This is a genomic window from Nonlabens sp. SY33080, assembly GCF_011784885.1.
In the GTDB taxonomy this organism is placed as follows: Bacteria; Bacteroidota; Bacteroidia; order Flavobacteriales; family Flavobacteriaceae; genus Nonlabens; species Nonlabens tegetincola.
The window spans coordinates 413,957-430,854 of record NZ_CP050461.1; the positions used below are offsets into that span (position 1 = coordinate 413,957).

13 protein-coding genes are annotated in these 16,898 nt (G+C 34.6%); 8 read left to right on the forward strand and 5 right to left on the reverse strand.

Going from position 1 to position 16,898, the window contains the following annotated elements:
- Together ccsA and HCN53_RS01870 are read left to right on the forward strand one after the other, a co-directional pair.
- Positions 1-3,306, forward strand: a complete 3,306-nt coding sequence (gene ccsA, locus HCN53_RS01865; protein ID WP_167341822.1) for a cytochrome c biogenesis protein CcsA — start codon at positions 1-3, stop codon at positions 3,304-3,306.
- A gap of 24 nt (positions 3,307-3,330) precedes the next feature.
- Positions 3,331-3,948, forward strand: a complete 618-nt coding sequence (locus HCN53_RS01870; protein WP_167341823.1) for a DNA-3-methyladenine glycosylase — start codon at positions 3,331-3,333, stop codon at positions 3,946-3,948.
- 5 nt (positions 3,949-3,953) lie between these two features.
- Here HCN53_RS01870 and HCN53_RS01875 read toward each other — a convergent pair whose 3' ends face one another.
- Complete coding sequence (locus HCN53_RS01875) at positions 3,954-4,574, reverse strand: YqaA family protein (RefSeq protein ID WP_167341824.1); 621 nt, start codon at positions 4,572-4,574, stop codon at positions 3,954-3,956.
- 160 nt (positions 4,575-4,734) lie between these two features.
- Between HCN53_RS01875 and HCN53_RS01880 the strand changes: the two genes are divergently transcribed.
- The gene (locus tag HCN53_RS01880; RefSeq protein WP_167341825.1) at positions 4,735-6,252 is read left to right on the forward strand and encodes a DEAD/DEAH box helicase; all 1,518 of its coding nucleotides are present in this window, start codon (positions 4,735-4,737) and stop codon (positions 6,250-6,252) included.
- Between the two features lie 132 nt (positions 6,253-6,384).
- Positions 6,385-7,179, forward strand: coding sequence for a DUF547 domain-containing protein (locus HCN53_RS01885; protein ID WP_167341826.1), 795 nt, complete (start codon positions 6,385-6,387; stop codon positions 7,177-7,179).
- Positions 7,180-7,185: 6 nt separating this feature from the next.
- Here the strand turns inward: HCN53_RS01885 and HCN53_RS01890 are convergent, their stop codons facing one another.
- The 4 genes from HCN53_RS01890 to HCN53_RS01905 all read right to left on the reverse strand — a co-directional run bounded on the left by HCN53_RS01890 (position 7,186) and on the right by HCN53_RS01905 (position 10,280).
- The gene (locus HCN53_RS01890) at positions 7,186-7,932 is read right to left on the reverse strand and encodes a GIN domain-containing protein (protein ID WP_167341827.1); all 747 of its coding nucleotides are present in this window, start codon (positions 7,930-7,932) and stop codon (positions 7,186-7,188) included.
- Between the two features lie 2 nt (positions 7,933-7,934).
- The gene (locus tag HCN53_RS01895) at positions 7,935-9,041 is read right to left on the reverse strand and encodes an acyloxyacyl hydrolase (protein WP_167341828.1); all 1,107 of its coding nucleotides are present in this window, start codon (positions 9,039-9,041) and stop codon (positions 7,935-7,937) included.
- Positions 9,042-9,140: 99 nt separating this feature from the next.
- Positions 9,141-9,782: a hypothetical protein gene (locus HCN53_RS01900; RefSeq protein ID WP_105018799.1), complete on the reverse strand. Its 642-nt coding sequence runs from the start codon at positions 9,780-9,782 to the stop codon at positions 9,141-9,143.
- Between the two features lie 3 nt (positions 9,783-9,785).
- On the reverse strand, positions 9,786-10,280 hold the full coding sequence (locus HCN53_RS01905; protein WP_042278559.1) for an RNA polymerase sigma factor: 495 nt from the start codon (positions 10,278-10,280) through the stop codon (positions 9,786-9,788).
- Positions 10,281-10,481: 201 nt separating this feature from the next.
- Here HCN53_RS01905 and lpdA point away from each other — a divergent pair, with 201 nt between their 5' ends.
- The 4 genes from lpdA to HCN53_RS01925 all read left to right on the forward strand — a co-directional run bounded on the left by lpdA (position 10,482) and on the right by HCN53_RS01925 (position 16,676).
- The gene (lpdA, locus tag HCN53_RS01910; protein ID WP_167341829.1) at positions 10,482-11,882 is read left to right on the forward strand and encodes a dihydrolipoyl dehydrogenase; all 1,401 of its coding nucleotides are present in this window, start codon (positions 10,482-10,484) and stop codon (positions 11,880-11,882) included.
- 71 nt (positions 11,883-11,953) lie between these two features.
- Positions 11,954-13,267: an anthranilate synthase component I family protein gene (locus HCN53_RS01915; protein ID WP_167341830.1), complete on the forward strand. Its 1,314-nt coding sequence runs from the start codon at positions 11,954-11,956 to the stop codon at positions 13,265-13,267.
- A gap of 2 nt (positions 13,268-13,269) precedes the next feature.
- Complete coding sequence (gene tilS, locus HCN53_RS01920) at positions 13,270-14,604, forward strand: tRNA lysidine(34) synthetase TilS (RefSeq protein WP_167341831.1); 1,335 nt, start codon at positions 13,270-13,272, stop codon at positions 14,602-14,604.
- Positions 14,601-16,676, forward strand: a complete 2,076-nt coding sequence (locus HCN53_RS01925; protein WP_167341832.1) for a protein-disulfide reductase DsbD family protein — start codon at positions 14,601-14,603, stop codon at positions 16,674-16,676. Before tilS ends, HCN53_RS01925 begins: the two co-directional genes overlap by 4 nt.
- Positions 16,677-16,898 lie beyond the last annotated feature (222 nt).

Genomic DNA, 16,898 nt, shown 5'->3' on the forward strand with positions numbered 1-16,898 from the left:
ATGAAAGACAAATTGATAGCTTTTTTCTTCAGTACCCGTACTATGGCAGTTCTTATGATAGGATTTGCAGCTGCGATGGCTTTTGGAACCTTTATTGAAAACAGTTACGATACACCTACATCAAAGATTTGGATCTATAATACTTGGTGGTTTTCATTGATAATGTTGTGGTTGATGGCAAACTTTATTTATAATATTAAACGCTATCAATTACTACAATGGAAAAAGTGGGCTGTGTTATTACTTCATATCTCTTGGGTACTCATTATAATAGGAGCGGGAATTACCAGATATATTTCTTATGAAGGTATGTTGTTGATTCGTGAAGGAGAAACCGAAAAATTCTTTTTCAGCGAGAGTACTTACTTCAGTGCCATTATCCAAGGAAAAAGTCCAGATGGTCAAGATATCCAACGTACTGTAGATGAAAAGGTCCTCATATCACCTTATGATTATGATATAGAAACCTCGTTTGAATACTTTAATGATAAAGTTACGGTGACTATCGATAGTTTACTATACGATGCTGTTGAAGGACTGGTGCCAGTTGAAGAAGGTACTGGTGATAGATACTTAACTGTAGTGGAAGCAGGTAGTGGTTCTCGTCACGATCATCTAATCAAGGATGGTGAGAAAAGTAGTATACACGGTGTACTTTTTGGTGTTAATATAGATCCCGAAATTGCTGCTAAAGAGAAAATTATAAACATCACTGAAAACTGGAATGGTTATACAATTCAAACTCCTTATGAAGGTGAATTTTTAAGAATGGCAGACCAAATGAAAGGAACTGTTATTCAAGATAGTATTCAACCATTACAATTAAGATCTTTATATACAACAGCTGGTTTGCAATTTGTGATACCTAATGGAATTACTGAAGGTAGACCAGGAATTGTTCAAGCAAGTCCACCTACTAAAGCAAAAGCCTACGGCTTGTTTGTAACTGTATCGGATGGTATTGAAAGTAAGAAAATGGAATTGCTAGGAGGAAAAGGTATGATATCAGATTATGAAAATATTCAATTAGGCGATAAAAATGTGTACCTCAAGTATGGCTCAAAGCAACTTGAATTACCTTTTAGTGTAACTCTGGATGATTTTGTGGCAAATAAGTACCCAGGAACTGAAAACGGATATTCTTCCTTTGAATCTTATGTTACAGTAAATGATGAATCTGGTGCAGTAAAAGAACATATCTATATGAATAACGTATTAGATAAAGAAGGATATAGGTTTTTCCAAGCAGGCTTTGATCCAGACGAATTAGGAACACATTTAAGTGTTAACCATGATTGGTGGGGAACAAATATCACTTATTTGGGGTATTACCTTTTATATATTGGTTTATTAGGATTATTGTTTTCAAAACATACTCGCTTTGCAGAGTTAGGTAGATTGGTGAATAGAGTAGTAAAACGTAAGGCCAAAATGGCTACTACTATCGTTGTTATTTTGTTTTCTATCTCTGGTGCTATAGCACAAGATAATCATGCCGGTCATGATCATGAAACAAATTCGGTAGCTTCGGATTCATTAGCCTCAGTAATTACGCAAGAGGCACCGCCTATCGAAGAAGTAAAGATGCCTGTGATACCAAAACAAAAATTAGACAGTATCATAGTTGCTAATATGGTTCCAGAGAAGCAAGCAGAAATGTTTGGTAGATTGGTAGCTCAAGATGATGGTAGAATGAAACCAATCTCTACTTTATCAAGTGAAATTTTAAGAAGACTATCAGAAAAGGAATACTACGAGGCTGAAGTAGGAGACAGCATTGTTAAATTGACACCAGAGCAAACTCTTTTGAGTATGATGCAACTGGGACAATTGTGGTTTGAAGTACCTATTATTAAATTAAAAAGAGGTAACGATTCTATTCGTGACTTATTAGGAATTGATCGTAGTAGAAAGTTTGCTAGTGGAACAGATTTCTTCAGACGACCAGATGATACCTTTGGAAGTTATAAATTAAGCAGGTTAGTTGATGAGGCAAATGCGGCTGATATAAAGACTGCGCAGCAGAATAACATATTAGATCTCAATTTTTCGACCGGGATTTTAAACGAAACACTTTCAGGAAATATCCTTAAAATTTTTCCAGGACAAAATACAGAGAATAACAAATGGTATTCCCCAATCGAAACTGAAAAGGCTAACTATCAAGCAGAACCAGAAAAGGAGTTTGCAAAAAATTTCATTCCGGCATATTTGACATTGCTTAATCAAGGTAAACAAACAGGGAATTATCTAGCAGCAAATGCTGCTCTCAATGGGATGTTTGAATTTCAAAAGCAATTTGGTGGTGATTTGTTGCCAAGTCAGGATAAGATTGACGCTGAGATTTTTTACAATAAACACGATATTTTCAAAAATCTGTACAAGTGGTATGGTTGGTTTGGATTATTAATGTTGCTTCTATTGGTGGCAGAGATATTAAAACCAATGAAACAAATCAGATGGAGTATAAATTTTCATCATATAGTTATTATTGGATTATTTCTTGCTCACACAGCTGGATTAGTAGTTAGATGGTATTTAAGTGGTCATGCTCCATGGTCCGATGCTTATGAATCATTGATTTATGTAGCATGGGCTACAATGGGTATGGGATTGTTATTAAGCCGAAAAAGCCAGTTAATTGTTGCAGGAGCAGCTTTTGTAGTTGCTATAATTCTTTGGGTAGCTCAGTTAAATTGGTTAGATCCATCTATTTCCAATTTACAACCTGTATTAGACTCGTATTGGTTAATGATACACGTTGCTGTGATTGTAGGTAGTTATGGTCCATTTGCTTTGGGTATGATACTAGGATTGATAGCCTTGATTCTAATGATTGTAACTACTGAAAAGAATAAAAAACGTATTGATTTAAATATTAAAGAGCTTACCTACCTTAACGAAGTAGTTTTGACTATAGGTATAATTATGCTTACAATAGGTAACTTTTTAGGAGGTATGTGGGCAAATGAAAGTTGGGGTAGATACTGGGGTTGGGATCCTAAAGAAACCTGGGCTTTAATTTCTATTTTTATTTATGCCTTTGTTTTACACTTAAGACTCATTCCTGGTCTCAAAGGAAGATGGACTTATAACTTGTGGTCGGTATTGGCCTTTGGTTCCATATTGTTTACATACTTTGGTGTTAACTTCTATTTATCAGGTCTTCATAGTTATGCTAGCGGTGATCAAATCTTATCTTATAAATTTATAGTTACCACACTGGCTGTTGTTTTAGCTATTGGATTTTTAGCAAGGTGGAAAGAAATGAAGCATTTCAAGCGTAAACAACGTGAAATGGAATAACCCATTTGCACCTCAATTATTATCATGAAAAAACTAAATGCTGCATTTTATCAACAAGATGATGTGGTAGCACTCGCGAGGTACCTAATAGGGACCGAATTAGTTACTGAAATTGATGGCTTAAAAACTTCGGGAATTATAACTGAAACCGAAGCTTATAGAGGCTACGATGATAAGGCTTGCCATGCACATTTGGGTAGATTCACTGAAAGAACCAAAGTAATGTATGAAACAGGTGGCGTTGCCTATGTTTACCTATGTTATGGTATTCATCACCTGTTCAATATTATTACGAATAAAAAACATAACGCCGACGCCATTTTAATAAGAGCCATACAACCTACTTCTGGTCTAGACCACATGCTTAAAAGAAGAAATAAAAGCAAAGTAGAAGCTAGCTTAACAAGTGGACCTGGTAATGTTTCAAAAGCTCTCGGAATATCAAAGTCTCATTACGGTGAGGATCTTCAAGGTTCTCAAATTTACATACTTGATAAAACCAAAGCGCTTCCTGTAATACAAAGTGTTAGAATAGGTATAGACTATGCCGGTGAGGACGCACAATTGCCTTGGCGATTTTACGCGGCCGATAATCCCTATGTAAGTAAAAAATTAAAAGCTGATGCGCCGTGTCAAGAATGATTCTATTAGACTATTGAGAATATCGCAGCACCGTACAGTGCAAACCTCAAAAATCGCAGCAATCCAATGAGTATCCAATTCTTGAATGGGTATTTAAGCATTCCAGCAACCAAGCTAGCCATAGAAAAAGGAAGCGGTAGAAGAGCGCCTACACCAATTAAAATTCCACCCCATTTACGCGCCATTAGTAACTGTTTAGCCATTTTCACTTCTAAATATTGATGTACAGATGGAATTTTAAGAGCACGTCTTCCTATAAAATAAGAAGTCATTCCACCCAAATAAGAAAAAAGAGCTAGCAAAAACAAGTTTAATACAGGTGAGCTAGTTTCACCAGCCCAAGCTATGAATAATTCTGGCGGAACTAATCCAAGAATAGTTTCAGAGGCATAAAAAAAAGCAAGAACTCCATAATCAGGTAAATTTTCTACAGCATATTTCAATGCTACAGGAATTTCCATTACAAAAAAGTGAACCAGCAGCAAGATAATTACAATAGCGATCACTGGTGGCATTGATTTTTTAATACTATCAATCACAAACTCGTAAAATCCAGTGATTTTATAGTACCGGTGAGCACGTTTTGGTTCAAATTTTTTTTTCTTTTTATCTAGCACTTGTTCCATTTTTGATGGCAGGAAAATAAGCCTACAAAAATACGGTGTCTTATTCTATTAATTGTTAAAGAAGACTGAATTAAAAAGAAACTAAAATTCCATCATCATCAAGCTAGATAAACCTTTTAAATGCCCTATTTTTGCAAATCTCAAAAAAAAATAGCATTGTATGAATTCCCCAGAAAATAGCACTGAAATTAAATCCCTTTACGATTATCAAGAACGTGATTTAGCGGCTATTTTTGATAGAATAAACAATAAACCAGATGACTATAACATGGTTTATCAGCTACCAACTGGTGGTGGTAAAACGGTGGTCTTTTCTGAAATCGTACGTCGATATCTAGAGCAAAAAAATAAGAAAGTTGTGATCCTTACACACCGTATAGAATTGTGTAAGCAAACAAGCAAGATGTTGAAAGGTTTTGGCGTAAGAAATAAAGTGATCAACTCAAAAGTCAAGGATCTTAATGATCAAAAAGACTACGATTGCTTCGTAGCGATGGTAGAGACCTTAAATAACAGAATTCAAGATGATAAACTTCTCCTTGAAGATATTGGGTTGGTCATCATTGACGAGGCGCATTACAATAGTTTCCGTAAGTTGTTTAAGTACTTTGAACATTGTTTTATGCTAGGTGTTACGGCAACTCCTTTAAGCTCTAACTTCAAATTGCCAATGAAGGATAATTACAAAGAGCTTATTGTAGGTGATAGTATTTCAACGCTAGTAGAAAAAGGCTTTTTAGCACAAGCTGTTACTCATACATATGATGTCGGATTGAGTGGATTAACTATTGGTATGAATGGAGATTATACGGTTAAATCCAGTGAGGCTCTTTATACTAATGCAACCATGCAGGATAAGTTGTTAACCTCGTATAATGAAATTTGTAAAGGAAAGAAAACACTTATCTTTAATAATGGTATACGTACTAGTCTAGAAGTTGAAGATACTTTTAGAAGAGCTGGTGTTGAGATCAGGCATTTAGATAATACTAATACTAAAGAGGAGCGACGAGAGATATTAAAATGGTTTAAAGAAAAACCAGATGCCGTCCTTACTTCAGTGAGTATATTAACTACAGGATTTGATGAACCTTCTGTAGAATGTATTGTTCTTAATCGTGCTACAAAATCTCTTACTCTATATTTTCAAATGATAGGTCGTGGATCTAGAATATTTGAGAACAAAAAGGAATTTCACATCATCGACTTAGGAAACAACGTCGCCAGATTTGGATTATGGAATGAGCCTATCGACTGGCAACAAATTTTCAGAACACCAGACTTCTACGTTGAAAACATAGTGTCTGATGAGGAAATAGAGCGCAATTTTGTATATAAAATGCCAGATGATGTAAGAGCCGAATTTCCTAATACAACAGACTTTACCTTTGATATAAAAGGAGCTTATAAACGAATCACAAAAGAAGGACGTAAGTCCAAAGAGGTACTAGACGAATCTATAGCTCAACACGTACAATGGTGCGTAGAAAATAGTGAAGATGTATTCGACGCACGTATTTTAGCTAGGTTGTTAAAGGATGATATTAAGGATAGAGTAAAACGTTATGCTTACTGTATTATCAATAATACCAACAATTACAAGGAATGGTTAGAAGAGGATTACTACCGTCGTTTACGCATGGGAATCCAACAAGCCTTTGCCGGTATAGAGGCTTAAAATAGTATAGGTAATTAGGTTGTGAATTACGCTTTCGCGAAAGCGTACTATCCACAAGCACCACTAGATAGGTAAGTATTTTTATGGAATAATTAGGAACAATGCACCTCTATAGGTTGTAATTTACCCATTATGAAAATGAAAATATACAATCTTGTTGCAATAGCTATTTTTTCTTGTTTAATGATTTCATGTGTTTCATCACGAGGAATTAATTTTAAAAAACAAGCTAGAACAAGTAATAGTTCAGTACCACTAGTTAACGAGATAAATCACCAACAATGGGATGATTTACTAAAAAAACATGTTCGTGAAGAAGGACTGGTGGATTATAAAGGATTTCAAAAAGATAGTGCTTTATTGTCCGAGTATTTAATATACCTATCAGAAAATGAACCTTCTGAAAAATGGAGTTACGAAGAACAACTAGCGTATTTCATAAATCTTTATAATGCGAGTACGGTACACCTGATTGTAAAAAATTACCCTATTAAAAGTATTAAAGATGTAGAAGCTACCATATCTCCGTTTTTGAAAAAATTTATTCAAATAGGTGATGAAAAACTGTCTCTAGCCGATGTAGAAAAGGGAATCCTGCAGAAAATGAATGAGCCTAGAATTCATTTTGCCATCAACTGTGCATCTTATTCTTGCCCCAAGTTAATGAGAGAAGCTTATACAGCAAAGAACGTGGATTCTTTAATGGAGCAGGCAACAACGGAGTTCATTAACTCTGATAAAAACGAGATAACAAGTGATAGAGTAAGAATCTCTGAAATATTTAAATGGTATAAGAAGGATTTTTTAAAACAAGCTAATTCTATAGACGAATACATTAATCAATATTCTAGAGTTAAAATTCAACCGACTACCGAGATTAATTATTTAGAATATGATTGGAGACTTAATGAAGTAGGTGTCAATTAACGAATATTACTCAATAATTACACGACCAGTATACAATTCTTCTACGTTTACAACAGGTGGCTCTTCGGTTAGAATTAAATTTCCTGTACTCAGCAAGGAGCCTGTCACTTGTTGTTTTGCTTGAAGAAAAATATCGTTAGTACCTCTATGGTAGACCTGAGCTGTTTGCACCTCTAGGTTTCTACCTTCAAATCTCGAGTCTCCTAAAAGGAATTTTAGATCGAGTTCATTCACAGTCCCATTTAAAAAGAAATTACTCAGACCATTTGTTTCTATAGAAAGCTTATCTACATTAATATCGAGATCAAAGTCGCCGCTAATATGAAAAGCATCTTCTTCTTCGGTATCCTCACACAGCAAGGTAAGTTCGTTCAAATTAAGAGTGCCTGAACTTTTCACAGCAAGGCCAGAACTGTTTCTTAAAACTTGAAGATCAGGTAAGGTTACATATACTTTAGTTACTCCATATTCCCGTACCAGGTTACAACTATTGTTGTTTTTAATGGATAGGGTAGCATCGGCTACTGTAATATCAATATCATTTACAAGATTTTCACCGGTTTCTAGGATTACTTCATAAGGTCCTTGTGATACAATAAGCTGGCTACGGTCGTAGACTATAATTTTATTGAAACCTGTAATATCATAATCAATTTGTACTAGGTCACCCGATGTTTGCACACAATCATTAACATTCTCTGAATCACAAGAGAAAAGAATCACGACAAAAAGGAAAAAGAATGCTTTTTTCATAGTTATAATCTTATACCAATTCCAAATTCAACAGCTTCAGCTTTGGCGCCATGTGAATGCACATTTACCACTCCAAAAAATTTATCGCCAAAATATCTTTTAAGTCCTAATCTATTATAAACTCGATTTTCAAATTCTACCGGCCAGTAAACATAGTAGCCTAAGTGTGTGATAAAAGCAATTTTATTAAAACGTAATTCGTGACCTATAAAAACACCAACTCTCTTAAAATCAGTATCGGCGCTTATATTATTCTCAGGAAACGCAATAGATTGATGTTTGATAAATTCCTTTAAAAAATAGGAAACAAATAATTCTGATCCTGCTAACAACGTGCTTTTACGATTAATTTTTTTATCTATAAAACCAGTAAAAACATAAAATGGGAATTGACCACTTCCATTAATATCACTTTCATTAATACCACTCCTAAATACGAAATTGTATTTAAAAGGTTCTGTGTATTTTTTACTTTCAGTATTAGGAATATAATCTGGGAATTGGTCATGGTTAAATTGATAGCTTAAACCTGCCGTTAGTGCAAAGGTGTTTGTACTATTATTAGGAGCTTTAATGTTTGCATTAGAATAATGAATGATGGTAAAACCAGCGTGAATACCTAATCCTTTAACTAGATTTTCTTTTACATATCCAAATTTTAGGTAAGTCGAGCTCAGTAAACTAGTGCCGTAAGCGTTGTTTATATAATTAGTATTGCGATCATAGGGACTACTAGTATAGGCGATACCTTGACCAATTCTCAAAGTCAAACTTCGTTTCAAAAAGTAGAAATTAAAATGCCCGTATAGGCCAATATTTTCTCCTAAATATTGGTTTTTCATATCTTGATAGGATAGAGAAAAACCCCAGTCAGGATAGTTGAATCGTCTTTCCCATTGGTTGTAACCGTATGTTTTCTTGTTATAACTTACGATAAAACCTGTAGGATGATCAGTGATTAAATGAGCTATATCAGGATTATGTTCTAAAATGGTACCATAAAATGGATTGAAGTCTAATGAAAAGGATTTAATTTCATTATCCTGGGAATGAGCATGGAAACAACTATAAAAAAGAAGTGTATAAAAAAAGTATTTATATTTCGTCAAAGGTTGGTTTTAGGGTTCTCTCAAAAGTAAGAAACAACTTAGAAAAACACCCAACCCAAGGAATAATTTATTAGCTCTATTTTAATAGACTCCAATTAATTACATTTCAATTTTACTCAATTCCTTATAGTTTCTTTTCAATCTTTTGAGTAAAATTCCATAAACCAAGCTGTAAATCCCGTAAATCACAAGACACATTACCAATAAGTAAATGAAGGTAAACCCTAAAAACATCAATTTAATTTTTAATTCATGTCCTGCGTTTGAAGGAGCATGCACCATATTGTAAATTCTAGGGTCATTTTCTAACATTAGGATACTAAAAATCACACCGTATACAAAGACAAAGGCTAGGTTAAACCAGATATAAGCCCTCATTGTTTTACGGGTAATGATAATGTTACGCAACAATTCCTTTACTGGTTGAACTGCTGATATGCGACGGTAGTTACGGTAAAATAAATACACAAAAATTATAAGCGCGATGTAGCTAAATACATACGTTCCATAATGAAAACTCTCGCCTGTGATTTCAATAGCCTCATCTCTAGCATCAGTCATAAAGGGAAGAAAACTTACCAAGGTGAGTAGTGCAAATTCAATTAACGCAATGTAGAGTAACCATTTTACGATGTTACTACTTTTCTTGTGAAGCATACTGCTCAGTGCAGTTGTAGAAAATTTAGGTAAACCTTTTTCCTGTTGCTTCCAGTTTTCTTTTAAAATATCTAATTGATCCATAGTTTATGGATTTACAAGTTTAGCAAGTTTTGTTTTTATTCGATTCATCTTTACTCGGGCATTTACCTCGCTTATACCCAAAGTGTATGAGATCTCCTTATAATTTTTATCCTCCAGATATAAAAAAACAAGAGCTTTATCTATATCATTAAGTTGTTTAATAGCACTGTACAATAACGTAAGTTGTTCGTTTGAATCATCTTCCTCTTTACGGTCTTCAATTTTAAATTGTACGCTATCGTATTCTTGAGTTTTAACTCTACGTTTGTTTTTACGATACAATGTAATTGCCGTATTCAGTGCTACACGATACATCCAGGTTGAAAACTTGCTATCACCTCTAAATTTGGGATAGGCTTTCCACAGTTGTATCGTAACTTCTTGAAACAAATCATTATGTGCATCTTGATCATTGGTATATAATCGGCATATTTTGTGCACGATATTCTGGTGTTTATCAAGTAGCTCTACAAATTGTTTTTCTTGGTCTGGTTTCACAAAATCAGATTATGCTTATAAGTAGTTTAGGTTCACTTTTTGTTACAACACAAATGATAAATTTAAAAAAGTAGGTAGTGAGTACGCTTTCGCGAAAGCGTATAATCACATTCTATCATATAACAGTCCATAATGTATGAAAAAAAAAGCCTATTTCTTATCTTTGTTATTCATTATAAATATGAAATAAAGACCTCTTTTATGAGTAAATACGATGTAGCCGTTATAGGCTCGGGACCTGGTGGATATGTTGCAGCAATTCGATGTGCACAACTAGGTATGAAAACTGCCATTATAGAAAAATACAATACATTGGGTGGAACCTGTTTGAATGTGGGATGTATTCCATCAAAAGCACTTTTAGATTCTTCTCATCATTATGATGATGCGATGAGACATTTTGAAGAGCACGGTATCGATATCCCAGGAGATATTAAGATCAATTTTGAAAAAATGATCGCTCGTAAACAAAAAGTAGTTGATCAAACTTGTGATGGTGTAGCATTTCTTATGAAAAAGAACAACATCGATGTTTTTACTGGAATGGGTTCATTTGTCGATGCTACTCATATTAAAATAGAAGGTGAAGAAACACAAACTATCGAGGCAGCAAAAACTATAATTGCAACAGGTTCAAAACCTGCAACACTGCCATTTATAGAACTAGATAAGGAGCGTATCATTACATCTACCGAAGCATTATCGCTTAAAGAAATACCTAAACACATGATCGTAATTGGTGGTGGCGTTATAGGACTAGAGCTAGGTCAGGTTTATCGTCGTCTAGGAGCCGATGTTACTGTGATTGAATACATGGATCGCATTACTCCTGGAATGGATAAGGTTTTATCTAAAGAGCTTACCAAGGTTCTTAAAAAGCAAGGAGTAAAATTCCAGTTATCTCATGCGGTTAATAAAGTGGAACGCAATGGTGATGAAGTAACGGTAACGGCAAAAAATAAAAAGGGAGAAGAAGTAAGCTTTACTGGTGATTACGTTTTAGTAAGTGTAGGTCGTCGCCCTTATACAGATAAATTAAATGCTACCGCTGCAGGTGTAAAGGTTAATGAGCGTGGTCAAATAGAGGTAAATGAACATTTACAAACTAATGTCTCAAACATTTATGCGATAGGAGATGTAGTACGTGGCGCTATGCTAGCTCACAAGGCAGAAGAAGAAGGTGTATTTGTAGCCGAAACAATTGCAGGTCAAAAGCCACATATTAATTACAACCTTATTCCTAATGTAATTTACACTTGGCCAGAAGTAGCAAGTGTAGGTAAAACGGAAGAACAACTTAAGGAATCTGGGGCAAATTACAAAGTTGGTCAATTCCCTATGAGAGCTTTAGGGCGATCTAGAGCAAGTGGTGACATTGATGGATTAATAAAAATTATTGCCGATAAAGCAACCGACGAGGTTCTAGGTGTACACATGATAGGTGCTCGAGTAGCCGACCTAATTTCAGAAGCTGTAACAGCAATGGAATTTAGAGCTAGCGCCGAAGATATTGCTAGAATGTCACACGCACATCCTACCTATGCCGAGGCTGTTAAAGAAGCGGCTCTTGCTGCAACTGATGATCGTGCTCTACATGTATAATATTGTATAAGTAATGAATTTATAAAGTGCGAGTTTTAATTTACTCGCACTTTTTGTTTCTAAATTAGTAAGTGAACAAACGACAAACATATTCTATCCAAAAGGATGCTGCGGCATTTAAAACTGCCTTAATACATTTTTTTAAAAAGGAATCTTTTTTCTTTTTATTAGACAGTAACCATCATCAGGATCAATATACTAATTATGATTGGTTAGTGGCAGTAGGTGCTCTAGAAAAGTTAATTCCCCAATCAGGTGAAGCTTTTAATAGTTTGAGATCCTTTAGAGAAGAATTCCCAGATTGGTGTTTTGGATGGTTGACCTACGACTTAAAAAATGAGGTAGAAGAACTTGAGTCATTCAATGTAGATGGGATGCAAATACCGGTAATGCAATTTGTAGTACCTCAATATGTATTTAGTTGTAAAAAGGGAAAGGTAGAATTACATGCCTATGTAAACGATTCAAGAGTTGTTACAGACTTAATTAATCATATAGTTCAGCATCCAATAACTCATCACGCAACAGTAGTTAAATCTCAGTTTATTGAAGCTCGAGATGAAGAAGATACATACATAAAAAAGGCCCATCGATTTTTAAACCATATTAAGCGAGGTGATATTTATGAAGCAAACTTTTGCACAGAATTTTTTGCTCATGATGCCTGTTTTGATAGTATAAAGGCTTACGATGATTTGAATAAAATAAGTGAACCTCCATTTGCAGCTTATGTAAGAAGTAATGAGTTCTCACTAATATCAGCTAGTCCAGAAAGATATTTACAAAAAAAAGGAAATAAGATCATATCACAACCGATTAAAGGAACAGCTGCAAGATCTGGACATTTTGTGGTGGATGAATCTTTAAAAGAAAAATTACAAAACGATCCTAAAGAACGATCTGAAAATGTCATGATCGTTGATCTGGTGCGCAATGATTTATCAAGAGTAGCGCAAAAAGGAAGCGTGCAAGTAGAAGAACTTTTTGGCGTTTATACCTTTAAACAAGTACATCAAATGATAAGTACTATTACATGTGAACTTAGGGAAGAAATAAGTGCTGTTGATGCGATTGAAAATTCCTTTCCTATGGGCAGTATGACAGGCGCTCCTAAAATAAGTGCCATGAAAATTATAGAAGAGCAAGAAAGCTTTAAACGCGGTTTATACAGCGGTTCAGTAGGGTATTTTACTCCAAATGATGATTTTGATTTCAATGTGGTTATCAGATCTATATTGTATAACTCAAATTTAAAATACCTGTCTTTTTCAGTAGGTAGTGCCTTAACCGTTGCAGCACAACCTGAAAAAGAATATCAAGAATGTATGCTTAAGGCCAGAGCTATGAAGAATGTTTTAGCTTTACAAGGCTTTGAATCACGATAGGTATGTTACAAGATTTTAAACAACATATTCAAACTGAATTTCCAGAACTTTTAAATGCATCCCTATTAATTGCAGTAAGCGGCGGTTGTGATAGTATGGTATTGTGGGATTTAATTCATCGGTCTGGTTTGAACTATGCTGTGACTCATTGTAACTTCCTTCTTAGAGAAAATGAAAGTGATAAAGATCAAGAGCTTGTTGTTAATAAAGCGCAAGAACTAGGCGTTGTTTGTCACACAACTAGCTTCAATACTCAAGAGTTTATGAAGCAGCACAACATGGCTGTTCAAGAAGCTGCTAGAAAATTAAGATACGAATATTTCTATGCTATGTGCAGGGAATTTAATTATGATTACATTCTCACTGCTCACCATTTAGATGATCAAATTGAAACATTCTTTATGCATCTTAATCGTGGTGCAGGATTAAATGGTCTTACAGGTATACCTGACCGCAATAATAAAATCCGAAGACCATTATTGATTTTCTCTAGAGAGAGAATTGAAAACTATGCAACATATAATCAGGTAGAGTATAGAGAGGACGCAAGCAATAATCAAAATAACTATTTACGCAACCAATTACGTAACCTCGTGCTTCCTCAATTGTATAAAGCTTTACCACAATTAAGGGAAAATCTTCCTAAAGTGTTGGTTAATTTAAAAGCTAGTAAACAATTACAAGATGATGCGGTATCACTCTTTCGCGAAAGCGTAATCACACAGGTTCAGGATGAAATACATTTCTCGATCAAAGCATTAACATCTTACCATCAAGCTGGTTTGTATTTATATGAAGTTGTCAATCAATTTACAGCCGTTAACTACGATGAATTAATGCAATTTATGAATTCACCAAGTGGTAAGAGATTAGAATTAGGTGCTTATCAATTATGGCGAGATAGAGAATATTTTAAGTTAATTCCCGTACCGAAAAAGCTTGAATTTGATGTAAGTATGCCTATAGAAAATTCTAAAGTGGAAACTGAGATAGGAACTTTTGAACTTGAAATACGATCGGTAAATAATCCATTAGAGCTTGTAAAAAATGAAGCAAGCAAGAATGATTTGTTTCTTGATGCTGAATTAATAGTCGCTCCTCTAAAAATAACAAATTGGAAAGCAGGAGATAAATTACAACCATTCGGTATGAAGGGAAAAAGTCAATTAGTAAGTGATATACTTACAAATTATAAGGTTTCTACCTTTGAAAAGCCCAATGTTCCAGTATTGCGTTATCTTGGTCATTTATTATGGGTGATAGGGTATAGAAACAGCATTCATTTTCCAGTTACATCATCTACTAAAAAACTATTAAAAATAACTTTTCATTCATGAGAAACTACCTAAGCATTTTATTGTGCTTTTTGAGCTTTTATGCTTTTGCACAGTTTGGTGACCAAGATCCTACCAATTGGAATACAACCGTTGAAAAAATAGCTGAAAACGAATATGTTTTTAAAACTCAAGTAATTCTAGAACCTGGATGGCATTTATATTCTCAAACAGGTGAAAAGGGTAGAGGACCTATTCCAACTACATTTAGTTATTACGGAGTTGAAGATAAAATTGAACTTATCGGTGTAAATAAGGAGGAAGGATCTTTTGCAGAGTTTTCTTCCGTTTGGGATTTCAATGTGTATCAATTTTCTGATAAAGGTAGTTTTGAACAACGGGTGAAAATACTAGATGAATCTCTAGAATACATCGTTGGAGAAATAGGTTATCAGGTATGTGATGATGAAAAGTGTTTAAGACCAACTTCTTTTTCATACGTGTATAAACTCAATCCTGATGTTGTAGTTCCTGATGACGCCACTGATATCATTGATATTTATTATGATGAAGAAAAGGAACCTTTACTTTCGCAAGGACCTGAACCTAGTTCCATTCCACTAATGGAAAGTCATGACTTAGAATCTAAATCAGAATCTGATGTACAAGCATCTAAAAGTGATACGAGTAATAAACAAAATGATAAAATTGAAAATGACACGGAAGAAAAGAGTTTATGGGGTATTTTCTTGGTTTCCTTTTTAGCCGGTTTTGCAGCCTTATTAACACCTTGTGTATTTCCAATGATACCGCTTACGGTGAGTTTCTTTACTAAACAAAGTAGTAATCGAGCTAAAGGAATCTCAAACGCTATTCTATATGGCTTTTTTATCATATTAATCTATGTGTTGTTAGGTAGTGTAGTGGTGGCTATTTTTGGTGACCGTATCCTGAATGCCATGTCTACTAATGCTTATGTCAATTTAGGTTTTTTCATCATTCTTATAATTTTTGCCGCTTCGTTCCTTGGAGCGTTTGAAATTACCTTACCACAATCTTGGGCAAATAAAGTCGACGAAAAATCCAATAAGGGTGGATTTATAGGTATATTTTTTATGGCTTTGGCTTTAGCTATTATTTCATTTTCTTGTACAGGACCTATTGTTGGATCATTGATCGTTGAAGCAGCCAGTAAAGGTGGAGTAGCACCTATTGTTGGTATGCTAGGATTCTCGACTGCGCTTGCACTTCCTTTTACTTTGTTTGCCATCTTTCCTGGCTGGATGAATTCGTTACCAAAATCGGGAGGATGGTTGAATACAGTTAAAGTTGTTTTGGGTTTTTTAGAGTTAGCGTTAGCATTCAAATTTTTATCCAACGCAGATTTAGTATATCAATTCATGCTGTTACCACGTGAGGTGTTCCTAGCCTTTTGGATAGCCATATTTGGTTCACTAGCCTTGTATCTATTTGGTAGAATTAAAATGCCACACGATGGACCAGAGTCAACTATTTCAGTAGGTAGAGCCTTGTTGGGTGTGGTTGTTTTATCCTTTACTATATACATGATTCCTGGTATGTGGGGCGCACCATTAAAAATTATATCAGGTTTTCCACCACCATTAAATTATGCGGAGTCACCTTATGGAGTAGGTTACAAAAAACTTACTGAAGTGACAGAAATTCCTGAACATGCTCATTTAGGTGTACACGACATCATAACTTTTGATGATTATGATGAAGGATTGGCTTATGCTAAACAAGTCAATAAACCCGTGTTAGTAGATTTCACTGGTTATGCTTGTGTGAATTGCCGTAAAATGGAAGAACGTGTTTGGTCAGATTCTAGAATATTGCCCATATTAAAGAATGACTTTGTGATGATTTCTTTATACGTAGATGATCAAAACAAACTACCCAAAGAAGAGCAATATGAAAGTGAAGTCTTAGGAGGAAAAGTAAGAACGATAGGAGATAAGTGGTACGAGTTACAAAAGAAACAATTTAAGAATGCAGCACAGCCTTATTATGTGAAACTTAATGCAGATGGAACTCAAAAAGGAATGCCTGATCCAGTAGGTTATACGCCAGACATAAATGAATATAGAGATTGGTTAAAAGAAGGTATCCAATAATTTAGTCGATTCCTTACAATAAAGTACATAACCCGTTTGAAGCTTCAAACGGGTTTTTTTATTGCTAGCTTATCTCAATCTACTTAACTGTTTTATATTCTTCCTATTCTTTTTATAGATTTAAAGACCTTATTCTTTATCGATGATTTGGTCAGAATGTAATCGAGTTTGGGAAGTGTGAACTATGGTATTAATGATGTATATAGAAGAGTTTCTTTTTGA